Source organism: Altererythrobacter sp. KTW20L (assembly GCF_023501975.1).
GTDB lineage: Bacteria > Pseudomonadota > Alphaproteobacteria > Sphingomonadales > Sphingomonadaceae > Alteraurantiacibacter.
In genome coordinates, this window is the sequence record NZ_JAMFLH010000008.1 from 156637 (window position 1) to 181945 (window position 25309).

At 66.5% G+C, this 25309-nt stretch carries 17 protein-coding genes and 1 tRNA gene; 11 read left to right on the forward strand and 7 right to left on the reverse strand.

Annotated elements, in window-relative coordinates:
- From M3P36_RS09980 to trxA, 3 genes are all read left to right on the forward strand, one after another.
- Positions 1–2979 (forward strand): PD-(D/E)XK nuclease family protein, encoded by a 2979-nt coding sequence (locus M3P36_RS09980; protein WP_249703099.1) that lies wholly within the window; start codon positions 1–3, stop codon positions 2977–2979.
- The gene (addA, locus tag M3P36_RS09985) at positions 2976–6443 is read left to right on the forward strand and encodes a double-strand break repair helicase AddA (protein ID WP_249703100.1); all 3468 of its coding nucleotides are present in this window, start codon (positions 2976–2978) and stop codon (positions 6441–6443) included. Before M3P36_RS09980 ends, addA begins: the two co-directional genes overlap by 4 nt.
- A gap of 75 nt (positions 6444–6518) precedes the next feature.
- Positions 6519–6839 carry a thioredoxin gene (trxA, locus tag M3P36_RS09990; RefSeq protein ID WP_249703101.1) on the forward strand — a complete coding sequence of 107 codons (321 nt, stop codon included), beginning with the start codon at positions 6519–6521 and terminating at the stop codon, positions 6837–6839.
- A gap of 112 nt (positions 6840–6951) precedes the next feature.
- On the opposite strand, the gene M3P36_RS09995 is transcribed toward trxA, so the two are convergent.
- Entirely contained in the window at positions 6952–7746 is a 795-nt protein-coding gene (locus M3P36_RS09995) for an inositol monophosphatase family protein (RefSeq protein WP_249703102.1), read from the reverse strand.
- A 2-nt stretch (positions 7747–7748) separates the two neighbouring features.
- Entirely contained in the window at positions 7749–8975 is a 1227-nt protein-coding gene (gene argJ / locus M3P36_RS10000) for a bifunctional glutamate N-acetyltransferase/amino-acid acetyltransferase ArgJ (RefSeq protein ID WP_249703103.1), read from the reverse strand.
- Between the two features lie 108 nt (positions 8976–9083).
- On the opposite strand from argJ, the gene M3P36_RS10005 reads away from it, so the two are divergent.
- From M3P36_RS10005 to M3P36_RS10025, 5 genes are all read left to right on the forward strand, one after another.
- Positions 9084–9350, forward strand: a complete 267-nt coding sequence (locus tag M3P36_RS10005) for a hypothetical protein (RefSeq protein WP_249703104.1) — start codon at positions 9084–9086, stop codon at positions 9348–9350.
- A gap of 88 nt (positions 9351–9438) precedes the next feature.
- A complete protein-coding gene (gene secA, locus M3P36_RS10010; RefSeq protein WP_249703105.1) occupies positions 9439–12186 on the forward strand; it encodes a preprotein translocase subunit SecA in 2748 nt (915 codons plus the stop codon).
- A gap of 82 nt (positions 12187–12268) precedes the next feature.
- Positions 12269–13132 (forward strand): SMP-30/gluconolactonase/LRE family protein, encoded by an 864-nt coding sequence (locus M3P36_RS10015; protein ID WP_249703106.1) that lies wholly within the window; start codon positions 12269–12271, stop codon positions 13130–13132.
- Positions 13125–14336, forward strand: coding sequence for an MFS transporter (locus tag M3P36_RS10020; protein ID WP_249703107.1), 1212 nt, complete (start codon positions 13125–13127; stop codon positions 14334–14336). Before M3P36_RS10015 ends, M3P36_RS10020 begins: the two co-directional genes overlap by 8 nt.
- Before the next feature lie 56 nt (positions 14337–14392).
- Positions 14393–15130, forward strand: coding sequence for a class I SAM-dependent methyltransferase (locus M3P36_RS10025; RefSeq protein WP_249703108.1), 738 nt, complete (start codon positions 14393–14395; stop codon positions 15128–15130).
- 2 nt (positions 15131–15132) lie between these two features.
- Here the strand turns inward: M3P36_RS10025 and M3P36_RS10030 are convergent, their stop codons facing one another.
- From M3P36_RS10030 to M3P36_RS10040, 3 genes are all read right to left on the reverse strand, one after another.
- Complete coding sequence (locus M3P36_RS10030; RefSeq protein ID WP_349630567.1) at positions 15133–15669, reverse strand: YkgJ family cysteine cluster protein; 537 nt, start codon at positions 15667–15669, stop codon at positions 15133–15135.
- 4 nt (positions 15670–15673) lie between these two features.
- Positions 15674–15748, reverse strand: a tRNA-Asn gene (locus tag M3P36_RS10035).
- A 64-nt stretch (positions 15749–15812) separates the two neighbouring features.
- Complete coding sequence (locus M3P36_RS10040; protein ID WP_249703110.1) at positions 15813–16610, reverse strand: NAD kinase; 798 nt, start codon at positions 16608–16610, stop codon at positions 15813–15815.
- A gap of 90 nt (positions 16611–16700) precedes the next feature.
- Here M3P36_RS10040 and M3P36_RS10045 point away from each other — a divergent pair, with 90 nt between their 5' ends.
- Positions 16701–17522 (forward strand): EAL domain-containing protein, encoded by an 822-nt coding sequence (locus M3P36_RS10045; protein WP_249703111.1) that lies wholly within the window; start codon positions 16701–16703, stop codon positions 17520–17522.
- Here M3P36_RS10045 and mfd read toward each other — a convergent pair.
- Positions 17519–21025 carry a transcription-repair coupling factor gene (gene mfd / locus M3P36_RS10050; RefSeq protein WP_249703112.1) on the reverse strand — a complete coding sequence of 1169 codons (3507 nt, stop codon included), beginning with the start codon at positions 21023–21025 and terminating at the stop codon, positions 17519–17521. The genes M3P36_RS10045 and mfd overlap by 4 nt on opposite strands.
- Positions 21026–21143: 118 nt before the next feature.
- Positions 21144–21377 (reverse strand): FAD assembly factor SdhE, encoded by a 234-nt coding sequence (locus tag M3P36_RS10055; protein ID WP_249703113.1) that lies wholly within the window; start codon positions 21375–21377, stop codon positions 21144–21146.
- 102 nt (positions 21378–21479) lie between these two features.
- Between M3P36_RS10055 and recG the strand changes: the two genes are divergently transcribed.
- On the forward strand, positions 21480–23540 hold the full coding sequence (gene recG / locus M3P36_RS10060; RefSeq protein WP_249703114.1) for an ATP-dependent DNA helicase RecG: 2061 nt from the start codon (positions 21480–21482) through the stop codon (positions 23538–23540).
- A 109-nt stretch (positions 23541–23649) separates the two neighbouring features.
- Entirely contained in the window at positions 23650–25236 is a 1587-nt protein-coding gene (locus tag M3P36_RS10065) for an amino acid permease (protein WP_249703115.1), read from the forward strand.
- Positions 25237–25309: the final 73 nt, after the last annotated feature.

Below are 25309 nucleotides of genomic sequence, written 5' to 3' on the forward strand. Positions count from 1 at the left end.
ATGGCGGGCGCTGGCCCCAAGTTCTATTCGCCTAGCGTCTATTCCATCGCCGCGCATCGCGGCTTTGCCGATGCGTTGGTGGCGGGTCTCGTGCCGCGCTATTCCGATGGCCCCTTCGGCCTTGCCCGGCTGACCCTGATCCTGCCCAGTACCCGCGCCATGCGGACCATGCAGGAATCCTTCATCCGCCACTATGGCGCAGCGGGCCAGCAGGGCCTGCTGATGCCGCGCATGGCGGTGGTGGGCGACCTCGATCTTGACGAGACGCTGGGGCCGCTGCTCGACAGCCTGGGCGCGGGGCTCGACGTGCCGCCTGCCGCCGATCCCACCTGGCGCTGGCTGCGGCTGGCCGAACTGATCCGCGCCGAACGGGGCGAGGAAGCGCCCGGCGACAGCGCCCTGCTGCGGCTCGCGTTCCAGTTGGGGCAGGTGATGGACCGGCTGCTGGTTGAGGAAGTGCGGCCCGAGGCGCTGGTGGAACAGGCCGTGCTGGACCTGCTGCCCGAGGTGTCGGAACACTGGCTGCGCAGCCTGTCGCTGTTCGTAGCCGTGCAGGATGCCTGGCTGGCGGAACTGAAGGCGGCAGGGCAGGTCGATGCCGCCACCCGGCGCAACCGGCTTTTCCGTGAAGCAGCGCGGCGGTTGGCGGCGAACCCGCCAGCTACCCCCATCGTGGTGGCAGGCGTCACCAGCGCCGCGCCCGCACTCGCCGCCCTGTTGCGCACCATTGCCGACTTGCCCAATGGCGCGGTGATCCTGCCCGATCTGGACCTGTCGCTGGACGATGCCGTGTGGGACGAACTGGGCCAGGCGGGTTCGCCGGAAGGCGACACGCCGTTCGGGCGCGACGATGCGCTGACCCATCCGCAGTATCATCTCAAACTCCTGCTCAACCGCATGGGAGTGGCGCGGGGCGAGGTGCAGCAGTGGCACCGTGCAGGCCTCGGCAAGGGGCCGCCGGAACGCAGCCACGCGATCTCCAGCCTGTTCCTGCCGCCGCAAGCGAGCAAGGCCTGGGCCACGCTGCCGGGCGAGAAGCGGCGGTTGGCGGGCGTGCAGCTTGTCGAGAGCGCCAATCCCGAGGAAGAGGCCCAGGCCATCGCCCTTTTGGTGCGCGAGGCGCTGGAGGAACCCGAGAAGCGCGTCGCCCTGGTTACCCCCGACCGGGGCCTTGCCGCGCGGGTCGTGCAGCATCTGCGCCGGTGGCACATCACGGCGGACGATACCGCAGGCAGGCCGCTGGCGCAGACGGCGGCGGGGCGTGTGCTGCTGCTGCTCGCCGATGTCATGGCTCAACAGGCTGCGCCGGTGCCGCTGATGGCGCTGCTCGGCCATCCGCTGGTCATGCGCGAGGACGGGCGGGAGGACTGGCTGAAATCCGTCCGCGCGCTGGAACGCAAATTGCGCGGCCCGCGGCTGGAGCCCGGCCTTGGCCCGCTGCGCGAACCGGCGGAAAATGCCGGAGTGGCCGAGTGGTGGGCGCAGGCCGAAGCCATCCTCGCTCCGCTGATGGACCACCCCGACGACCTGCTGCTGGCCGACGCGCTGGACCTCCTCGCCACGGCGGGCGAGGCGCTGTGCGGGCAGGGCTTGTGGGCACAGGAAGACGGACGGATGCTGGCGCGCATGGTGGAGAACCTCCGCCTCCACGCCCGCGCTGCGGGAACGGTGGTCGCGCCCGATCACCTGCTCACTGTGCTGCGCGACGTGATGGACCGCGAGAGCGTGCGGCCGCCCTATGGCGGACATCCGCGCGTGGCGATCTACGGCCTGCTCGAAAGCCGGATGACCCGGGCGGACCTGGTGATCTGCGCGGGCCTGAACGAGGGCACCTGGCCCGCCAGCCCGGCAAGCGATCCGTTCCTGGCCCCGGCGGTATTGCGGGCGCTGGGCGCACCGGGGGCGGATTTCCGCATTGGCCTTGCCGCGCATGATCTGGCTGGTGCGCTGGGCGCGCGGCAGGTGGTGCTCAGCCGCGCGCGGCGCGATGCGGGCGGGCCGGTGCTGGCCTCGCGCTTCTGGCTGAGGATCTGTGCGCTCCTGGGCAACAACCTGCCCAAAGACCTCAAGGACAGCGGCATCGTGCAACTGGCCCGCGCCATCGACCGGGGCGAGACGGTGCCGCACCATCCGCGCCCGTCGCCCATGCCGACGGCAGAACAGCGGCGGCGCGGGACTTTCAGCGTTACCACGCTCGACCGGCTGCGCAGCGATCCCTACCAGTTCTATGCCCAGAAGGTGCTGTCGCTCAGCGAAATGGACCTGCTCGACGCCGAGCCGACAGCAGCCTGGCAGGGCACCCTAGCGCACCAGATCCTGGAAGACTGGCACGACGGCAAGGGCAGCCTGGCCGATCTTGCCGAGCAACACCTGGCCGACATGCGCGCCCACCCGCTGATGCGCGCGTTGTGGCGGCCGCGCCTGTTGAAGGCGCTGGAATGGGTGGAACTGACGGTCACCGCCGACCCTTCGCGCGTGCCCGTGGCGTGGGAGGAGGAAGGCGAGCTCGACTATCGTGGCGTCACCATCACCGGCAAGGCCGACCGGATCGACCGGCTGGCCGATGGCACGCTGGCCGTAGTCGATTACAAGACCGGCAAACCGCCCAGCAAGGCCCAGGTCGAACAGGGCTTTGCCATGCAGCTTGGCACACTGGGCCTGATGGCGCAGGAGGGTGCGTTCGATGACGTGCGCGGCACGCCGACGGCCTTCGAATACTGGTCGCTCGGCAAGAGCGAGGACAGCGAAACCGGCTTTGGCTATGTCGAGACCCCGCTCAAGCTGGGGCAGGCGCGCACCGGTGTGGAGCCGGACCAGTTCCTGCCCCAGGCGCGTCGCTTCCTCGACGATGCGCTCGACCGGTGGATTCTCGGCACCGAGGGCTTCACTGCCCGCCTCAATCCCGATGCCAAGGTCTATGCCAGTTACGACCACCTGATGCGGCTGGACGAATGGATGGGCCGGGAGGACGAGGGATGAGCGGGCAGAAGGTCTTCCCGCTCAGCGACGAGCAACTGGGCGCCGTCGATCCGCGTGACAGCGTGTGGCTCTCCGCTTCTGCCGGAACCGGCAAGACGCAGGTGCTGTCCGCCCGCGTGCTGCGGCTGCTGCTGCGGCCCGATGTGCGGCCAGAACAGATCCTCTGCCTCACCTTCACCAAGGCGGGGGCTGCCGAAATGGCTGCCCGTGTCAGCGAAGTGCTGGCAAGCTGGGTACGGATGGACGATGCCGTGCTGGGCGGCGACCTGCTGATGATCGGGGCCGACAACGATCCCGATACGCGCTCCCGCGCACGCACCCTGTTTGCCGCCGTGCTCGATTGTCCGGGCGGGGGCCTCAGGATCGATACGATCCACGCCTTTGCCCAGTGGCTGCTGGCAGCTTTTCCGGGGGAAGCCGGGCTGGAGCCGGGCTCGCGCCCGATGGAAGACCGCGACCGCGACCTGCTCGCCAGCCGCGTGCTGTCCGATCTCCTGGTCGAATGGCAGGAGACAGGCGATCGCGCGGCGATAGAGGCAATCGAACTGCTCTCGCTCCGCCTCGGCCCCGATGGCGCGCGCGGCTGGCTGGTGCGCTGCGCCGCTGCGCGCGAGGCATGGATGGGGCCGGGCGCCTTTGCCCCGCCGATGCGGCCGCTGATCGAGAACCTGCTGGGGATCGAGGAGGGGATGACCCGCGCCACCCTGGCCGAATGGTGCAGCGACGATGTGCTCGACCAGACTCCACTGCGCCAGATCGCCGATACCTATCACGCCTGGGGCACCAAGAGCGGCGCACCCTATCCGCAAGCGATTGCCCAGTGGCTGGCGCTGGCGGCAGAGGACCGGCTGGCCCGTTGTGTCGCCTTGCGCGATGCGCTGTTCAACAAGGGCGGCGTTCTCAAGTACCTGAAGAATATCGAGAAGATCGATCCCGGCATCGGTTCGGTCGGGGATGACCTGGCGGCATCCTTTGCCTCTCTCCTCGAACACAAGGCCAGGTTCGACATGGCCGACCTCATCACGCCCGCGCTGGAAGTGGGCCGCAAATATGCGCTGGCGTGGGACGAGGCGAAGCGGCGCGAGGGGCTACTCGATTTTGACGACCTGATCCGCTCGGCCGCGCAATTGCTGGCCGAGCCGGGGCAGGGCGACTGGATCCGCTACAAGCTCGACCGCCAGTTCGATCACGTGCTGGTGGACGAGGCGCAGGACACCAACCAGGCGCAATGGTCGATCATCGATGCGCTGACTGGCGATTTCTTTGCCGGTCTGGGCCAGCGGGACGAGAAGCTGCGCACGCTGTTCGTGGTCGGCGACTACAAGCAGGCGATCTTCCGCTTCCAGGGCACCAGCCCGGAAAACTTCGCCCGCGCGCGGGACCGCTATCGCCAGCTGATGCTGGACCGGGCGCGCAATGCCGCCATGGTGCAGGCCACTTTCGAAGCGCGCGAACTGGTCGAGTTGCCGCTGGGCCGGTCCTATCGCACCGCGCAGGACGTGCTCGATTTTGTCGATGACGCGGTGCGCTCCATCGGGCCGCAAATGCTCGGCTTGAGCGACGAGTACGAACAGCATGTCGGGGACAGCAAACGTCCTGGCCTGGTGCGGTTGTGGCAGCCAGTCAGCGCCACACCTGATGAGCCGGACGAGGATGCAGAGCTCGATCCCGCCGATGCCGAAACCTGGATCTCCGCCCCCGAACGCCGCATGGCCGACCGCATTGCCGCACAGGTCAAGCACTGGATGGAGCACGGCTTCCCGCTGGTTAAAGGCGGGGCGCGCAATGCCGGGCCGGGCGATGTGATGGTGCTGGTGCGCAAGCGGCGCGAGCTGGCGGGACTGATCGTGGCGCGGCTCCACGCAGCAGGTGTGCCGGTGGCGGGCGTGGACCGGCTGCGACTGGGCGCTCCCCTGGCGGTGAAGGACCTGATGGCGGCGCTGCGTTTCGCCGCGCAACCGGCCGACAGTCTCAACCTTGCCGCATTGCTGGTCTCGCCAGTATTCGGCTGGAGCCAGCAGGATCTGCTCGACCATGCATATCGCGAAAAGGTCACGCTGTGGGACCACTTGCGGTCGCACCGCAACCACCCGCTGGTGGGCGAGGCGGTGGACAAGCTCCTCGGGCTCCTCGCCATTGCCGATTTCGAGCCGCCGCAGGCGCTGCTCCACTGGATGCTGGTCGGGCCGTGGCAGGCGCGGCGCAAACTGACCGCTCGGCTGGGCAGCGATGCCAATGACCCGATCGACGAACTGCTCAATGCCGCGCTGGCCTTCTCCGCCGCGCACGTTCCCAGCCTGCAGGGCTTCATCCAGTGGTTCGATGCGGGGGACGGCGAGCTGAAGCGCGAGGCGGGTGAAGGCGGCGGGCAAGTGCGGGTGATGACTGTCCATGGATCGAAAGGCCTGCAGGCACCCATCGTGATCCTTGCCGACGCCACCGGCAATCCGCACCGGCCGCTGGTCAGCGCCAGCGAGCTTCCGCCGCCCGAATGGCGCGGCGGTCCCCCCATGCCGTTGCCCTCGCTGCGCAAGGCGGAGAAGAGCCCCGCGGTGATCGAAGCCGATGCCGCCGAGCAGGCGGCGCAACTGGCCGAGCACTGGCGGCTGCTCTACGTCGCCATGACCCGCGCGGAAGAGGCGCTATTCATCGGCGGTGCGCTGGGCAAGCGCGAGAAGGAATGCCACGCCGATAGCTGGTACGCCCGCCTTGCTCCGCTGTTTCCCGACCTGTCCGAGCATGACGATATCTGGGCCGCCCGCCGCGAGCGAGGCTCGCAGGCCGATCCGATCCTCAAGGTCAATGCCGAGCAGCAGGGCGCGCGGATGGAACTGCCGCGCTGGGCCATCACGCCCATCGGCCCCGAACCGCGCCCGCCGCGCCCGCTCGCGCCGTCTTCCGCAGCAGACGAGCAGGGGGCAGATCCACCCTTGCCGAGCGACGCGAGCGCGCTTGCCGCACGACGGGGCGTGCTTATGCACAGCCTGCTCGAACGGCTGCCCGATGTCGCGTCCGACCAGCGCGAGGAGCGCGGCGGGGCATGGCTGGTGCGGATGGCGGCGGACTTTTCCAATGGCGAGCGCGCCGACATGCTCGCCCGCGCCATGGCGGTGATTGCCGATCCGCAATGGGCCGAACTGTTCGGACCCGATGCCATGGCCGAAGTCCCGCTTGCCGCCACGGTGGCAGGCCAGGTGATCGCGGGCACGGCCGACCGTCTGCTGGTGGACGACACCCGCGTGCTGGTGGCCGATTTCAAGACCGCCCGCCGCCCGCCGTCATCGCTGGGCGAGCTTCCCGCCAGCACCCTGCGCCAGATGGGCGCCTATGCCGCCGCGCTGGAGGTGATCTTCCCCGGACGGCGGGTAGAGGCGGTCTTGCTCTACACCCAGACCCCGCTGCTGATTGCGATTCCGCCAGAACTGCTGGCCGCCAACAAACCGCGCTTGGCCCCGGTGGAGTAATCCTTTTCACAGGCCGTATTGCCGATTTCGGCATGGTCCCTAGATTGATGCCATACGAAAACAGGAGTTTGCCCGATGGCCACCAAGACAATCACCGACGCCAGCTTCCAGGCTGACGTGCTCGACAGCGACAAGCCCGTGCTGGTCGATTTCTGGGCCGAATGGTGCGGCCCCTGCAAGATGATCGCCCCCGCGCTGGAGGAAATCAGCGAGGAACTGGCCGGCCAGGTGACCATCGCCAAGATGGACATCATGGAAAACACCGAAGTTCCCGGCTCCATCGGCGTGCAGTCGATCCCGCTGCTGGTGCTGTTCAAGAACGGCGAGGCCGTGGCCCACAAGCTGGGCGCTGCACCCAAGAGCCAGCTCAAGGGCTGGATCGAAAGCGTTCTGTAACCTTCCTCCCCTCTTCTTCAGAGGAGGGGATCGAGGGGTGGTGGCGGTGCCGCCAGGATTGCGTCTGGCTGCAGCACCACCCCCAGCCCCCTCCTCTGAAGAAGAAGGGGCTCTAGGCCAGATTGCGCATCCGCTCCGCCAGTTCGTCCCACAGGGCCGGACTGGCGGCGCCGATCAGCCCGCCAAAGACATCGCCATCCACCCGGTAGGGCGATCCATCGGGCCGGGCCGCCACGCCGCCCGCCTCGTTCAGCCACAGCGCGCCCGCCGCATGGTCCCACGGCAGGGTCCGCTCGAACAGCGAGACATCGTTGGTGCCCAGCGCCAGCCGCGGATATTGTTCCGCCGCGCAATAGGGCACGTCCACCAGGCGATAGTGCGGGGCAATATGCTCCATCACCCTGTCGCGCTTGGCGAGATCCATGAACAATAGCGAGATCGCGGCGACAGGTGACGCCTCGCCGGTGGGGCGTGCGGTGAACCGCTGCCCGTCGATATATGCGCCCTGGCCGTGGTGGGCGGCACAGAACCGCTCGGTCAGGCAGTCGTAGATCCAGCCCGATTGCGCCAGACCATGTTCGGCCCGGGCGATCAGCACGCCGAAGGGCGGCTGGCCCTTGGCGAAATTGCGCGTGCCATCCAGCGGGTCGATGATCCAGCACGGCTGCGACAGGCGCTCCATCACCGCGGCGTCGGCATGGGTCGCTTCCTCGCCCACAATGGCCAGCGAGCCATCAATCCGCGCCAGCCCTTCGGCCAGCAGCAACTCTGCCTCGCGGTCGGCCACGGTGACGGGATCGTTGCCGCCCTTATCCTCCACTTCGCCATGCTGGAGATTGCGATAGCGTGGCAGGATGGCCGCCTCCGAAACGCTGCGCATCAGCGCCAGCAGTTCTCGGTCGAGCATGCTCAAGAGCGGTAATCCGCATTGATTGCGATATATCCGTGGGTCAGGTCGCAGGTCCACACCGTGGCCCGGCCCATGCCGAGGCCCAGATCCACGTCGATGTCGATTTCCTGTCCCTGCAGATGCTCGGCCACCGGCGCTTCGTCGTAATCGGCCAACGGGAGGCCATCCCGCGCGGCCCAGACGCCGCCGAAGGCGATGGACAGGCGATCGCGGTCGGCCGGTTGCCCGGCCTTGCCGACAGCCATGACCACGCGGCCCCAGTTGGCATCGCCCCCGGCAATCGCGGTCTTCACCAGCGGCGAGTTGGCAATGGCGAGGCCGATCACCCGCGCGCTGTCATCGCTCACTGCGCCGGCCACGTTGACCGTGATGAACTTCTGCGCCCCTTCGCCATCGCGCACCACCAGGTGGGCGAGCTGGCGACACATGTCCTCCATCGCCGCCATGAAGGCATCGGCGCCTGCGTCCTCGAAGGTGGCGATAGGCGCGTTGCCCGCCCTGCCGGTGGCAAAGGCCAGCACCGTGTCGCTGGTCGAGGTGTCGCTATCCACCGTGATGCAGGAAAAACTGCGCTGGTTGGCGCCCGACAGGCAGGCCTGGAGGAATTCCGCATCCACCGCCGCATCGGTGAAGATGTAACCCAGCATCGTCGCCATGTCGGGCGCGATCATGCCGCTGCCCTTGATGATGCCGTTCAGCGTCACGCGGGTATCGCCCAGCATGGCCGAGACCGTCACGCCCTTGGCAAAGGTATCGGTGGTGGAAATGGTCAGCGCCGTATCCTCCCACGAACATTCTGGCGCGGTGAGGGCCGCGGCCACACCGTCGCGCGCCTTGTCGAGCGGCAGTGGCACGCCGATCACGCCGGTGGAGGAGACGAACACCTCAGCGGGATCGCAGCCGAGGTGTTCGGCCACCTGCCCCATGATCTGCTCCACCGCCGCACGCCCGCGATAGCCGGTGAAGGCGTTCGAATTGCCCGCATTGACCACCAGCGCCCGCGCTGTCCCGCGCCCCACATTCTCGCGGCCAAGTTCCACCTCGGTCGAACAGCAGACATTGCGCGTGAACACGCCCGCCACCACAGTGCCCGGCGCCAGTTCGGCATAGGTCAGGTCGCACCGGTCCCAGGTCTTGTACCGCGCCCGCGCCACGCGCAGGGTCACGCCTGCGATGGCCGGCATATCGGGAAAGGGCAGGGCGAGGGGCGAGCGTTCGAGGTCCATGGGCCGCGCATAAGACCAAGCGTCCAAGCCTTCAATCGGTGAATGTTCAGCCCAAAGTAACGCCGCCAAAGTAGACAGGCCGAAATAGATCGCTATCTGAAGGCCACGATGCTTCGCCAACTGCTCACACTTCTGGCCGTTTTGACCGGGCTGACCACTGCGGTCGCTCCGGCGCACGCGCTCGATGTGCGCAGCCAGGCGGTGGCGATCACGCAGGAAATGGCTCCGGGCCAGGCCCAGGTTGCTGCCGTTGTGCGCGAAGAAGCCCAGGCGCTGCGCCGCGTTCCTGCCCCGCTGGCGGTCGTTGCGCCGCTAGAAGTGGCCCGGGTCATCGTTCGGGCCGTGATCATCAAGGTCGACCGCGCGCACGAATAGCTGCGCGCCCCATCCGACCTTGCACCCTATTTTCGGCCCCGCGCGTTGATGCCGTGGCCGCTTCCCCTATACCGACAGGATCGCTCCCATGTGGCAGACAATCGCCAAATCGTTCTTCGGATCGGCCAATGACCGTTACGTAAAATCGCTCGACAAGATCGTTGCGCGGATCAATGCGCTCGAACCGCAACTGGCGGACTTTTCGGATGACGAGCTGAAGGCCCAGACCGCCAAGTTCCGCCTCAAGCTGGCCGAGGGCCAGACGCTCGACGACATCATGCCCGAAGCCTTCGCCACCGTGCGCGAAGCATCGAAGCGCGTGCTCGGTATGCGGCACTTCGATGTGCAGATGGTCGGCGGCATCGTGCTCCACCGCGGCGAGATCGCCGAGATGAAGACCGGCGAAGGCAAGACGCTGGTCGCCACGCTGGCCACCTACCTCAACGCCATCGAAGGCAAGGGCGTCCACGTGGTGACGGTGAACGATTACCTTGCCACGCGCGATGCCGAATGGATGGGGCAGTTGCACAAGTGGCTGGGCCTGACGATCGGCGTGATCGTACCCAACATGCCCGAACACGCCCGGCGCGAGGCCTATGCCGCCGACATAACCTATTCGACCAACAACGAACTGGGCTTCGATTACCTGCGCGACAACATGAAGGACAGCCGCGCCAAGATGGTGCAGCGCCCCTTCAACTTCGCCATCGTGGACGAAGTCGACTCCATCCTGATCGACGAGGCCCGCACCCCGCTGATCATCTCCGGCCCGACCGAGGACAAGAGCGACCTTTACCTGACCATCGACGCCGTGGTGAAGGGCCTGGAGGAGGAATACTACGAGAAGGACGAGAAGAGCCGCACCGTCCAGTTGAACGAGGAAGGCACCGAGGAAATCGAGCGCCGCCTGATCGAAGCCGGTCTGCTCAACTCAGACAATCTCTACGATATCGAGAACACCCTGGTGGTCCACCACCTCGACCAGGCGATGCGTGCGGTGATCATGTTCAAGAAGGACATCGATTACATCGTCAAGGACGACAAGGTGATCATCATCGACGAGTTCACCGGCCGCATGATGGATGGCCGCCGCTGGTCGAACGGGTTGCACCAGGCGGTCGAGGCCAAGGAAGGCGTGGCGATCCAGCCCGAGAACCAGACGATGGCCTCGATCACCTTCCAGAACTATTTCCGCATGTATCCCAAGCTCTCCGGCATGACCGGCACGGCCAGCACCGAAGCGGCCGAATTCTGGGATATCTACAAGCTCAACGTGGTGGAAATCCCCACCAACCAGCCCGTCGGCCGGATCGACGAGCAGGACGAATTCTACAAGAACACCGCCGACAAGTTCCTCGCCATCGCCAAGGCGATCCGCGAGAAGAACGAGATCGGCCAGCCCGTTCTGGTGGGTACGGTCTCCATCGAGAAGTCCGAGCTGCTGAGCGAATATCTCACCAAGGAAGGCGTGGAGCACGCCATCCTGAACGCCCGCATGCACGAGCAGGAAGCCCGCATCGTGGCCCAGGCCGGACGCATCGGCGCGGTCACCATTGCCACCAACATGGCCGGGCGCGGGACCGACATCCAGCTTGGGGGCAACATCGAATTCCGTACCGAGGACGAGCTGGGCGATATTCCGGAAGGGCCGGAGCGCGATGCCGCGGCGGAACGGATCAAGGCCGAAGTGCTGGCCGAGCGCGAGCGGGTGAAGGAAGCGGGCGGACTGTTCGTGCTGGGCACCGAACGCCACGAAAGCCGCCGCATCGACAACCAGCTGCGCGGTCGTTCGGGCCGCCAGGGCGATCCCGGCCTGTCCCGTTTCTACCTGTGCCTGGAGGACGATCTCCTGCGCATCTTCGGGCCGGACACGCTGTTCTCCAAGATGATGAATTCCAACCTGGAAGATGGCGAGGCGATCGGCTCCAAGTGGCTGTCGAAAGCCATCGAGACCGCCCAGAAGAAGGTCGAGGCGCGCAACTATGAAATGCGCAAGCAGGTCGTGCAGTACGATGACGTGATGAACGACCAGCGCAAGGTGATCTACGAACAGCGCGCCGAGGTGATGGATGCCGACCATGTCGAGGACGTGGTGGTGGACATGCGTACCGATGCGATCAACGCCATGGTCGGCACCGCTTGCCCGCCCAATTCCTACCCCGAGCAATGGGACATCGTCGGCCTGAAGGCCAAGGTGGCCGACGTGATGGGCATGGACGTGCCGATCGAGGACTGGCTGCAGGAAGACCAGGTCGAGCCCGAGATCATCGAGGAACGCCTGCAGAAGCTGGCCGATGACAAGCTGCAGGAAAAGATCGCGGCGCTTGATCCCGACATGTGGCGGCGGCTGGAAAAGGGTATCCTGCTCCAGCAGCTCGACCATCACTGGAAGGAACACCTCGCCACGCTGGATGCCCTTCGCCAGGTGGTGGGCCTGCGCGCCTATGCCCAGAAGCAGCCCCTCAACGAATACAAGCAGGAAGCTTTCGGCCTGTTCGAGCTGATGCTGGAATCGATCCGCGAGGCGGTGACGAAGATCCTCCTGACCAGCGAATTCCGCATTTCGGCCCCGCCGCCCGAGCCGGCCCTGCCGACCCTGCCGCAGTTCATGACCGGCCACATCGACCCGCTGACCGGCGAGGACAATTCCAACGATGCCGATGGTTCGCGCTTCCAGGCGCCGCTGTTCGGCGCGCTGGCGGGCTCGGTCATGGCCCAGGTCGGGCCGGGCGGATCGGAACGGACCGATCCCTATGCCGGGATGAACATCAACCGCAACGCGCCGTGCCCCTGCGGTTCGGGCAACAAGTATAAGCACTGCCACGGGGCGGTGTAGCCCGCGCAACCATCGCATGACCCTTCCCGGCTTGCCAGAACAGTAACGTTCGTTATTGTCTGGCACGGGAAGGGGATGCGCGATGGAAATAACCCGGCTTGAACTGCCCCGCCGTTCGGTGGGCGAAGGTCCGGTGTGGGACGTGGCCGAACAGGCGATGTACTACATCGACATCCTCGATCAGAAGGTCTTGCGCTGGCATCCGGAAAGCGGCGCGCAGGCCGAATGGGCCGTGCCGCAGATGATCGGCTCCATGGCCTTGTGCGAGCAGGGCGGGGCGATTGTCGCTTTGGTCGATGGCATCCACGCTCTCGACTTCGATAGTGGCGCGGTTACTCCGCTGGCCCTGATAGAGCCCGCCGATCCGGCGATCCAGCTGGCCGATGGCAAGGTGGACCGCGCAGGCCGCTTCGTGTTCGGCACCAGCCACCGCAAGGCTGCCGAGCCGCTGGGCGGGCTCTATTCACTCGATGGGGGAGCGCTACGACAACTCGACAGCGGCCTGACCCTCGGCAACGGCCCCTGCTGGTCGGCCGACAACGCCACGCTCTACCACGCGGACAGCATGGCCCATGTCATCTATGCCTATGACTATGACCTAGCCACCGGCAGTGCCACCAACCGCCGCCCGTTCTTCGACAGCAGCGCCTGGGGTCCGATCCCTGATGGCGCGACGGTGGATGCCCAGGGCAACCTGTGGGTGGCAATCTGCGAGGGCGGGGTGGTGCTGTGTATCTCGCCAGCAGGAGAGGTCGTGCGCGAGATCGCCATGCCCACGCGGCTACCGGCCAGCTGCATGTTCTTCGGCCCTAATCTCGACCGGCTGTTCGTGCCTTCGATCGATCCGTCTTTCCTCGGGCGGGAACCGGCGGATGGTGACGGGTGGAACTATGTGATCGACGGCCTCGGTGTTACCGGCTTGCCGGAGCCGCGATACCGTGGATAGGAAACAATGGGCGATACTCGCCCCGCTGCTGGTGGCAGTGTTCATCAACATCGCCGGGTTCAGCCTGATCCTGCCGCTGCTGCCGTTCTATGGCCAGGTGTTCGATGCCCGCCCGCACGAGATCGGCCTGCTGTTCGCCGCCTATTCCTTCGGCAACGTGTTCGGCGAGATATACTGGGGCCGCAAGTCCGACATCTGGGGCCGCAGCCGGGTGCTGGCGCTGACCACGCTGGTGGCAGGCCTCAGCTATTTCGCCTTCGCCTATGCCCCGGGCCTGTGGGCGGCAGTGCTGATCCGCATATTCAGCGGCTTCTTCTCGGGCACGCTGGGCGTCTGCACGGGCTTTATTGCCGACGTGTCCGCACCGGAAAAGCGCGCCAAGACATTGGGCTATTTCGGCGCGGCCTTCAGCCTGGGCTTTGCCTTCGGGCCGGTGCTGGGCGGGCTGCTGGCGGGCGAGGAAGTTGTCGCCGCCAGCTTCCGCCTGCCCATATTCGTCGCGGGCGTGCTGTCGATCATGGCGAGCCTGTGGTGCGCCCTGGTGCTGCGCGATGCGGCCCAACCGGCGGGCGAGGGCCGTCCCCTGCCGAAATATTCCGATGCCTTTCGCTTCGTTGCCGCCGATGGCCTGTTGTCGCGGCTGTTCGTGATCGGCTTCTTCGGCATTGCTGCCTTTGCCTCCATGGAGGCAATCTATGGCCTGTGGAGCGAGGAGAACTTCGGCTGGTCCGCCCGCGACCTAGGCCTCGCCTTCCTCGCCATCGGCAGCGGCGGACTGTTCGCCCAGCTGGTCCTGATCGGCCCGCTGGTGGCGCGTTATGGCGAGGCGCGGGTGATCGTGATGGGGCTGGCGCTGCTGGCGCTGTCGATGCTGCTGCAGCCGATCCTGCGCACGCCGGTTTCGGGCGTGCTGCTGATGGGCCTCTTGATGACCGGCCACAGCCTGGCCTTTCCCGGCGTCGGCGCGCTGCTCAGCCGCAATACGCCGGGTGAGCGGCAGGGCAGCGTCATGGGCCTGCTGATGGCGTCGAACGCCGTGGGGCGGATCGTCGCACCGCCGCTGTTCGGCCTGATCTACAGCGCCGTGGGACACGATGCGCCGTGGTATGCGGGTGCGGTGATGATCGGACTGGTGGCCATCGTGGCCATGCAGGCGGTGCGCCTGCTCGACCGGCAGCGCGCGGGCACGCCGGTTACAAATTGAGGCTTGCTATCGCGCGGCCAACAGATAGCCTCTGACCCACTTTAGGAGGATCAGCCATGAAACGCGCCATTACCTCTGCCATTGCTGTTGCGCTGCTGGCTTCCAGCGGCGTGGCCTATGCCAACAACCATGCAGGCGCTGCCGCCGCCATCGCCGCCGCCGTGGCGGACGACCGCCGCCCCGAAGCCGACGTGGCGCGCGACCCCTTGCGCAAACCGGCCGAAATCACCCATTTCGCCGGGGTCGAACCCGGCATGACCATCGCCGAGATCGCCCCCGGCGGCGGCTATTACACCCGCGTTCTGGCCGCAAGCGTGGGGCCGCAAGGCAAGGTCTATGCCCTGATGCCCAGCTTCTTCGCCAGCCGCCTCGGCGGGCTTGATGCCATCAACGCGCTGGCCGCTGAATATGGAAATGTCGAGGTGATCGTGGTCGAAGGCTATGACGCGCTGAGCCTGCCCGAGCAGGTGGACCTCGTCTGGACGACCGAGAACTACCACGATCTCGCCAACGGCGACATCGGCGTGGTCAATGCCGGCATTGACCGCGTGCTGAAGCCCGGCGGGATCTACTTCGTGGAGGATCACTCTGCACCGGGCACCGGCCTGTCCGCCACCTCGACCATCCACCGGATCGACCCGATGGCGGTGATCGGCCAGGTGACCAGCGCCGGCTTCGTGCTGGAAGCGACCAGCGACCTGCTGCTCAATCCCGATGACCCGCGCGACGTAAACCCACGCGAGGCGCAGCCGACCAGCGAGAAGTTCGCGCTGCGGTTCAGGAAGCCGGAATAGGCTCAGTCCTCGTCAGGCACCCGCTTGGCGTAATCATCGGTGCGGAACCAGCGGTTGAGCAGGGTCTCCAGCCGCACCAGTTCGGGCGTGCAGGCGGGAATGGCGGAGGCCGGTTCGCCTTCCTCCAGTGCGTCGGTCACGCGGTTGCGGTATTCGAACAGGTCTTCATCGCCTGCCTGCGGGACCAGCGCGGCGCGGGCGGCGAGCGTCCGGTCGATCCGGTCCTGCGCGGCACCGGCGTCGATATGCCCGGCGCGCAGGGCGTTGATCGTTTCGCAGACATAGGAGCGGCAGGTGTGAGGGCGGCTTTTGTAGATGCCGCAGCCGTCGCCTGACAGACGCGGACAGGGTTGGGCGAAGCTGCGTTCGCCGTCGTCATAGGTGGTGACATCAATCCCGCGGGCGCGCAGCTTGACCGCTTCCCACTGGGTGACGATGACACGGCCGAACATGGTGTTGTCGCAGCACATGCCGCATGAACGGCACAGCGCGCTCTCTGCTGGATGAGGCTGAGGCCTGGAAGCGCCCGGGCTGGTCAGAAAATGGCTCCCCGAGTAGGATTCGAACCTACGGCCAAGTGATTAACAGTCACCTACTCTACCGCTGAGCTATCGGGGAGCAACCCGAAGGCAGGGCGAGCCTATATTGGCCGCGATTCCGATTTGCAACCCCGTGGTAGTGGTCAGACGACGAATTGTTCGGCCACGATCCGTTCGTCAAGCGCATGACCGGGGTCGAACAATAGCTGCATCTCCATGTCGCGGGCGATTTCGACGTGGACCTCGGCGATGTCGCGGTATTCCTTCTGATCTGCCACCACGGCCACCGGGCGCTTGGCGGGCTCGCGGATGCGGAAGCTTACCCTGCTGCGATCGGGCAGGATCGCCCCGCGCCAGCGACGCGGGCGGAACGGGCTGATCGGGGTGAGCGCCAGCATGGCCGAATCGAGCGGCAGGATCGGGCCGTGGGCGGACAGGTTGTAGGCGGTAGAGCCAACCGGCGTTGCCAGCAGCACGCCATCGCCCATCAGTTCGGGCACGCGCACCTTGCCGTTGACGCTGATCTCGATCTTGGCGGTCTGGCGGGTTTCGCGCAGCAGGCTGACTTCGTTGATGGCGCAGCTGGTGTGCCGCTCGCCATCCTGCGTCACCGCTTCCATCCGCAAGGGGCAGACGGTGAGCGGACGGGCCTTGGCGATGCGTTTGGCCAGCCCGTCGCACCCGCGGTGGCGGTTCATCAGGAAGCCCACCGTGCCAAGGTTGAGGCCATAGGCGGGCAATATGTGCCCATCGTCCAGCATGCCGTGCAAGGCGTCGAGCATGAACCCGTCGCCCCCCAGCACCACCATGGCGCTCGCCTGGTTCAGCGGCACCCATGGCATGCAGCCATGCAAGGCCTCGGCAGCCTCGCGCGCGCGGTCGGTCGGCGAGGCCAGCAGGGCCAGCCGGTCCATGTCAATGAAGGTGCTCGCATCGGTCATCAGGCGCGGACAGTAGTGCCGCCGTCCCGATTTGCAACGCGCCGCTTATCCGGGCGTGACGAATGGGCAGCGCTCGTCCATCTGCCGCCCATGTCTTCCACCCGAACATCTGCCGAAACCGCCGCCGAACGCAGGCTGCGCCATGACCGGCGCGCCGCTGTCGAGCACCCGCTGGCGGCAGACCTCGCCGCCGCCATTGCTGCGGGGACGGTGGAGGTATTGTTCCAGCCGCAATATGGCTGCGAGACCGGCGGGATAACGGGAGCGGAGGCACTTGCGCGCTGGCATCATCCCGATCGCGGGACAGTGGCGGGCGACGAGCTGTTCCGTATCGCTGCCCGTTCCGGCCTGGTGCGCGTGCTGTCCGACCACGTGATGGACCGCGCGCTGACTGTGGCCTGCGACTGGCCCAAGGACCTGCGCCTGTCGCTCAACATTACCGCAGGCGACCTCGCCACGCCGGGCTTTCCCGATGTGGTCGCCGCAGCCCTGTGCCGCACCGGCTTTGCGCCCGAACGGCTGACGCTGGAGATTACCGAACAGGCGCTGGTGCTGGAACTGGACCGTTCGGCGGAGCGGCTGGGGCAACTGGTGGACCTGGGGATCAAGGTGGCGCTGGATGATTTCGGCGCGGGGTTCTGCAACTTCCGCTACCTCAAGAAACTGCCGCTGCACTATCTCAAGCTAGACCGTTCGATGATCGAGGGCATTGCCGATGACCGGCGCGACCTCGAAGTGCTGCGCGGCATCGTGGCGCTGGCCTCTGCACTGGACCTGGCGGTCATTGCCGAGGGGGTGGAGACGAAGGCCCAGCGCGACGCCGTGGTGCGCGAAGGCTGCGCCAGTTGGCAGGGCTATCTGGGGGCGAGGGCGGTTCCGGCGGCAGACTTTGCCGCGCTGGTCGCAGCCTAACCCGCCTTAGCCGCCTTCTTCACGATTCCGCTCAACCCCTTGGTCAGCTGCAACAGCCCGTTCAAACGGGATTGCGGATCGCCCCAGGCACGTTCGATCACCAGCTTCATGTCGGGCCGCAGGCGGGCCGTGCCCTTGGCCTTGGCATTGAGCCGCTCGACATAGGCGATGAGGCCCATGGGATCGGGGAAATCGTCGTTGTGGAATGTCACCAGCGTACCGCGGGCGCCGACATCGATCTTGGCAATGCAGGCTTCGATGGCCTGGTGCTTGATCTCGATCAGGCGGACCAGGTTCTTCGTCGCTTCGGGCAGGGCGCCGAAACGGTCGATCATCTCTGCCGCCATGCCTTCGATCTCGGCCTTGTCGCGTGCGTCGTTGAGGCGGCGGTACAGCGCCATGCGCACGGCGAGGTCGGGTACATAGTCGTCCGGGATCATGATCGGGGCATCGACGGTGATCTGCGGGCTGAAGGCCTCGCGCGCCCGTTCCAGCCCCATGGCACCGGCCTTGGCCGCCAGGATCGCGTCTTCCAGCATCGACTGGTAGAGTTCAAAGCCCACTTCGCGGATGTGGCCCGATTGCTCGTCACCCAGGAGGTTGCCCGCGCCGCGAATGTCGAGGTCGTGGCTGGCAAGCTGGAAGCCCGCCCCCAGCGAATCGAGGTCGCCCAGCACCTTCAGCCGCTTCTGCGCCACTTCGCTCAAGCTGGTGTCGGCAGGCGTGGTGAGATAGGCATAGGCGCGGATCTTCGACCGGCCCACGCGGCCACGCAGCTGGTATAGCTGGGCCAGGCCGAAGCGGTCGGCGCGGTGGATGATAATGGTATTGGCGGACGGGATATCGAGGCCGCTCTCGACAATGGTCGTGCTCAACAGCACTTCGTATTTCTTCTCGTAGAAGGCGCTCATCCGCTCTTCCACTTCGCTGGGGCTCATCTGCCCGTGGGCGGCGACGAAGCGGATTTCGGGCACGTTCTCGTGCAGCCAGTCGCTCACCTGCTCCATGTCGGAAATGCGCGGCACCACGATGAAGCTCTGCCCGCCGCGGTGATGTTCGCGCAGCAGGGCTTCGCGCATCACCATGTCATCCCATTCCATCACATAGGTCCGCACCGCCAGGCGATCGACCGGCGGGGTCTGGATGGTGCTGAGCTCACGCAATCCGCTCATCGCCATCTGCAGCGTGCGGGGGATCGGCGTGGCGGTAAGGGTGAGGACGTGGACATCGGTGCGCAGCTGCTTCAGCCGCTCCTTGTGGTTCACCCCGAACCGCTGCTCCTCGTCCACGATGACGAGGCCCAGGTCCTTGAACTTGGTATTCTTCGACAGGATCGCGTGGGTGCCGATCACCACGTCCACCTGGCCCGCCTCCAGCCCTTCTCGCGTGGCCTTCATCTCGGCGGCGGGGACGAGGCGGGAGAGGCGGCCGATCTGTAGCGGGAAGCCGCTAAACCGCTCGACAAAGCCGTTGTAGTGCTGGCGGGCTAGCAGCGTGGTGGGGGCAACGACCGCCACCTGCTGCCCGGCCATGGCCGCCACGAATGCGGCGCGCAGGGCCACTTCGGTCTTGCCGAAGCCGACATCGCCGCAGACCAGCCGGTCCATCGGCTTGCCCTCGGCCAGGTCCATCAGCACGTCCGAAATGGCGGCTTCCTGGTCCTCGGTTTCGGCCCAGGGGAAGCGGTCGACGAACTGGTTGTAACCGTTTTCGTCCGGCTCCAGCACGGGGGCCTGCTTCAGCGCGCGTTCGGCGGCCACCAGCATCAGTTCGCCGGCAATCTCGCGGATGCGCTCCTTCAGGCGCGCGCGGCGGCGCTGCCAAGCCTCGCCGCCCAGCCGGTCGAGCGCGGCGCCTTCCTCACTGCTGCCATAGCGCGAGAGGACGTCGATATTCTCCACCGGGATGTAGAGTTTGTCGCCGCCGGCATATTCCAGCATCACGCAATCATGCAGGCTCTTGCCCGCCGCGATGGGTTCGAGACCGAGGTACTTGCCGATGCCGTGATCCATGTGGACCACCAGGTCGCCACTGCGCAGGGCCTGCAATTCGGCCAGGAAGGCGTCGGCATCCTTCTGCTTCTTGCGGCGGCGGACGAGGCGATCGCCCAGCAAGTCCTGTTCGGTGACCAGTTCCAGCTCGTCATTGGCAAAGCCGGTGTCGAGCGGCAGCACCATGGCCACCGCTTTCCCCTTGGCAGACTTGCCCAGCGCATCCTGCCAGTTGTCAGCCAGCAGCACATCGGTGCCCGCCTCGGCCATGATCGAGGCGATGCGGCTGCGTGAGCCCTCGGAGTAGGCCGCCAGCAGCGGCCGCTTGCCCACCCGGGCCAGCGCGGCAAAGTGCTTGGCTGCCGCCTCGTAGGCGTTCTTCCCGGCGGATCGTTCGGGCGCGAAATCGCGGGCCGAGCGGAACCCGAAGTCGATTACCTTGTCGCTTTCCGGCTCGGCAAAGATGCTGGAGCGGTGGATCGGCAGGGCAGCCGTGGCCGCCGCCAGTTCCTCGCGCCGCAGGTAGAGCGCCGCCGGATCGAGCGGGCGGTAGGAGCCCTTGGCCTGGCCGGCGATCTCGCGCCGCTGGCGGTGGTAATCGGCGATGTCGGTCAGGCGTTCTTCCGATGCTTGCATGGCTGTGCCTTCGATCACCACCTGGTCCTGCGGGGTGAGGTAGTCAAAAATGGTCGCCAGCTTGTCCTCGAACAGCGGCAACCAGTGCTCCATGCCCGCCAGCCGCCGCCCGTCGCTCACCGCTTCGTACAGCGGATCCTGCGTGGCCGTGGCACCGAAGGTCTCGCGGTAATGGCTGCGGAAGCGCTTGATCGTTGCTTCATCGAGCAGGGCCTCGCTGGCGGGCAGCAGCAGGTGGCCTTCGACCGTGCCGGTGGTGCGCTGGGTGGCGGGATCGAACAGGCGCAGGCTTTCCAGCTCGTCGCCGAAGAAATCGAGCCGCAGCCCGCCATCGAGGCCCGAAGGGTAGATATCGAAGATCGACCCGCGTACGGCGAACTCGCCTGCATCGACCACGGTATCGCTACGGGTATAGCCCTGCCGCTGGAGCAGCCCGGCCAGGCTCTCGTGCCCGATCACCACGCCGGGCTTCAGTTCGCGCACGCTTTCGCGGATACGGAACGGGGTGAGCACGCGCTGGAGCACGGCGTTGATCGTGGTGATGACCAGTTGCGGCCCGCGCTGCGGCGCCTGCAAGCGGTATAGGGCCGACAGCCGCCGGGCCGAGACCGACAGGGCGGGGCTGGCGCGGTCGAACGGCAGGCAGTCCCACGCGGGGAAGTCGATGACTTCGAGTTCGGGCGCAAAGAACTGCGCGGCATCGGCCACGGCGCGCATGGCCGCATCGTCAGGTGCGATGAACACGGCCCGCCCGCTCTTCGCCGCGGCCTGTGCCGCCCGCGCCAGGTCGGCCAGCACCAGCGGCTGCGCGCCGCGCGCGACCGAGGCCAGCGTCAGCGGCTGTTTGGCAGACAGGATGCGGGCGAAATCGGGCATGGGGAAGCTGTTCCGTGCAAAGGCAAATACCCCCTGCCCGGACGGGGAGGGGGTGTCGCTGCTGTTCGTCTGCGGGCCGATAGCGCAGGCCACCAACCAGCGCTACCCCGCCCGAAGGTCAGATCCTTACGTAGTCGATCCGCTGCAGCGCTTCGAGCATCGGGCCGTGGAACCGCTCGGGCGCGGGCGCGGTTCCCAGGGCCCAGGCCATGACATCGACATCGTCCTCGTCGATCAGCGCTTCGAACCAGAGCATCGCCGCTTCGTCCCACCCGGCGTGGTGGGCATCGAAGTAGCCGCCGATCATGTAGTCGGCCTCGCGCGTGCCGCGGTGCCAGGCGCGGAATTTCATGCGGGCCATTCGCCTTTCGAAATCTGGCCGGGTGGAGTGATCGGGGGAAAGGTTCATGCCTGCCTTCTACCGTCTCGCCAAACGATCCGCTAGGGTCTGCTCATGCGCCCCGATATCCTCAACCCGCTGTTCGCCGAAACCGACAGCCTCGATGGCGTGGGGCCCAAGCTGAAGAAGCCGCTGGAGAAGCTGCGGCTCACCCGGTTGCGCGATGTGGCCTATCACCTGCCCGAGCGCTTCGTCATGCGCCGCAGCGTCACCGACCTCGATGAAGCGAGCGAGGGCGAGCAGATCGTCATTGCGCTCACGCCCATCGAACATCGCAGCAGCGGCACGGGGCGCGGGCCCTATCGTGTGCTGGCGCAGGATGCCAAGGGCAACATCTGCGCGCTCACGTGGTTCGGCAAGGCGAGCTATACCGCCAAGAAGCAGCTGCCGGTGGGCGAGAAGCGCTGGGTGGCGGGGCGGCTGGATCGCTATGGCGACATGCTGCAGATGGTCCATCCGGACCATATTTCGCCCGACAGTGCCGGGCTGGCAGGCAACCTGATGGAGCCGGTTTTCCGTCTGGCAGAAGGCCTCACCCAGCCGCGCATGGCGGGCATGGTGGCCCAGGCGCTGGAACGCGCGCCCGACCTCGCCGAATGGATCGAGCCGGGACTGTTGGGCAAGATGAAGTTGCCGTCATGGCGCGATGCCCTGATGCTGGCCCACCGCAGCGACCATCCGCAGGCGCGTGATCGCCTCGCCTATGACGAGTTGTTCGCCAATGCGCTCGCGCTGATGCTGGTGCGGCAGGCCAACCGCAAGCGGCGGGGGCAGGCGCTGAAGGGGGATGGTTCGCGGCGCGACCTGCTGCAATTGCCGTTCCCGCTGACCGGCGCGCAGAAGCGGTCGCTGGCCGAAATCGAAGGCGACATGGCGCAAGACACGCCCATGCTGCGCCTGCTGCAGGGCGATGTGGGGGCGGGCAAGACCGTGGTGGCGCTGGAAGCCATGCTGATGGCAGTAGAGGCAGGCGCGCAAGCGGCCTTGCTGGCGCCGACCGAAATCCTCGCCCGCCAGCACTATGATACCCTGCGCAAGCTGGCCGCGCCGACCGGCGTCGAAATCGCCATCCTGACCGGGCGCGACAAGGGCAGGGCGCGCGAATCCGTGCTGATGGGACTGGTCGATGGCTCGATCGACATTGTCGTGGGCACCCATTCGATCTTCCAGGACACGGTGAGCTACCGCAACCTCGGGCTGGTGGTGATCGACGAGCAGCACCGTTTCGGGGTGAGCCAGCGCCTGCTGCTGACGCAGAAGGGCCGTGTCACTCCGCATACCCTCGCCATGACCGCCACCCCGATCCCGCGCACGCTGGTATTGGCGCAATATGGCGAGATGGACGTGAGCAGGCTGGACGAGATGCCGCCGGGCCGCCAGCCGATCGACACCCGCGTGGTCTCCGCCACCCGCATGGAGGATGTGGTGGCAGGGGTTGAGCGGCACCTGTCATCGGGCCAGCAGGCTTACTGGGTCTGCCCCATGGTGCGCGACAACGAGGTGGACGATACTGCTGCTGCCGAGGCGCGCTATGCGGCGCTGAAGCACCGCTTCGGCGATGCGGTGGAACTTCTTCACGGGCAATTGCCGCCGGAACGCAAGGACGCCGCCATGGCGCGCTTTGCCGCGGGCGAGGCACGGCTGCTGGTGGCGACGACAGTGATCGAGGTGGGCGTGGACGTGCCCACATCGACCCTGATGGTGATCGAGCAGGCCGAACGCTTCGGCCTTGCCCAGTTGCACCAGTTGCGCGGCCGCGTGGGTCGCGGCAGCGGCAAGAGCACCTGCCTGTTGCTGCGCGGCGACGAACTCAGCGAAACGGGCCGGGCACGCCTCGCCTTGATGCGCGAGACGCAGGATGGCTTCCGCCTGGCCGAGGAGGATCTGGCCCTGCGTGGCGGCGGCGAACTGCTCGGCACCCGGCAATCGGGCGACGAAGCGTTCAACATTGCCACGCTGGAGCAGGTCACGCGCCTGCTGGAGACCGCGAACGACGATGCCAGACTGCTGGTCGAGCGTGACGGCGGCCTGGAGAGCCCGCGCGGGCAGGCGGCGCGGACGCTGCTCTATCTGCTCGAACGCGACTGGGGCGTAACATTGCTGCGCGGCGGTTGAGGACAACAGCAACGAGGCAATTGCCGGGCCACGCATTTGCGTTACAAACCTGTGGTGTTCAGACCGATGCGCGGGGGAGGCCCGCAGCCATCCGACGGGGATCGTCCAAATGCTGTTCGACCGCATAAAGCCGCTATCCGCCATCCTTGCCGCCGCCGAGAAAAAGAGCCTGCACCGCTCGCTGGGCGCCTTCCAGTTGATGCTGTTCGGCATCGGCTGCATCATCGGCACGGGCATCTTTGTGCTGACATCCGCCGGGGCGCAGAAGGCCGGGCCGGGCCTGATGCTGGCCTTCGTGATCGCCGGACTGGTCTGCATCGTGGCCGCGCTGTGCTATGCCGAGATCGCCTCGATGATCCCGGTGGCGGGGTCTGCCTATACCTATTCCTATGCCACGATGGGCGAATTGCTGGCCTGGACCGTGGGATGGGCCCTGGTGCTGGAATTCGCCATTGCCGCTGCTGCCGTGTCGGTCGGCTGGTCGGGCTATTTTGCCGGGACGATCCTCAACGATACCTTCGACATCGCGCTTCCCGCCTGGCTTACGGCGGGGCCGCTTGCCCTGGGCGGCGCGCCGGGCGGGCTTATCAACCTGCCTGCCATGGTCATTGCCCTGCTGATCACCGGGCTGCTGATTATCGGCACCAGCGAGAGCGCCAAGGTCAATGCCGTGCTGGTGCTGATCAAGGTCAGCGCACTCACCGCGTTTATTGCCTTGACGCTGAGCAGCAGCGAATTCGACACCGATCGCTTCAATCCCTTCCTCCCGGCCGGCATTTTCGGCGGCTGGGGCACGGGCGTGGGTGCGGTCGGAGCGGCGGCGACGATCTTCTTTGCCTATGTCGGCTTCGATGCCGTGGCGACGGCGGCGGAAGAGACCAAGGACCCGCAGCGCAACGTGCCCATCGGGCTGGTGGGATCGCTGTTGTTCTGCACGCTGTTCTACATCCTGGTGGCGGGAGGGGCCATCGGGACAATCGGGGGGCAGCCGATCATGGGGCCGAACGGCGTACCTTTCCCCGCAGGTTCGGCCGAGCTGGCGCGCCAATGCGCCTTGCCGCAATATGCCGATGCGCTGGTCTGCTCGAACGAGGCGCTGGCCCATGTGCTGCGCCAGATCGGCTTTGGCACAGTGGGCAAGATGGTGGGCTATGCGGCGATCCTGGCCCTGCCTTCGGTGATCCTGGTGCTGCTTTACGCCCAGACCCGCATCTTCTTCGTGATGAGCCGCGACGGCCTGCTGCCCGATGGCCTGTCGAAAGTGCACCCGAAGTGGAAGACCCCCTATGTCGTAACCGCCATCACCGGCGCGGTTGTGGCTGTTGCCGCCGCCTTCTTCCCGGTGGGCGCGCTGGCCGATATTGCCAATGCGGGCACGCTCTATGCCTTTGGCATGGTGGCCATTGCGGTCATGGTCCTGCGCCGCACAGGCCCCGGCGTGAAGCGCAGTTTCCGCGTGCCGGGGTTGGTGGTGATCGGCCCGCTGACCGTGGCGGGCTGCCTGTTCCTGTTCCTCAACCTGCCGCGCGACGCCATGCTGGTCCTGCCGATCTGGACGCTGATCGGGCTGGTGATCTACTTTGGTTACAGCCGCAGCCGCAGCCACATGGCGCGCGGGATCGTCGAGGTGCCGGAAACCGAGATCGACACGATCGAGCCCGATATCCCCGGCATCGCCGATCGCGGACGCGACTAGCGCTCGTCGCAGCAACGCAAGAACTGGCATTCGTCCGGCGGGATGCCATATGGGGCGCATAACAACAGCATTC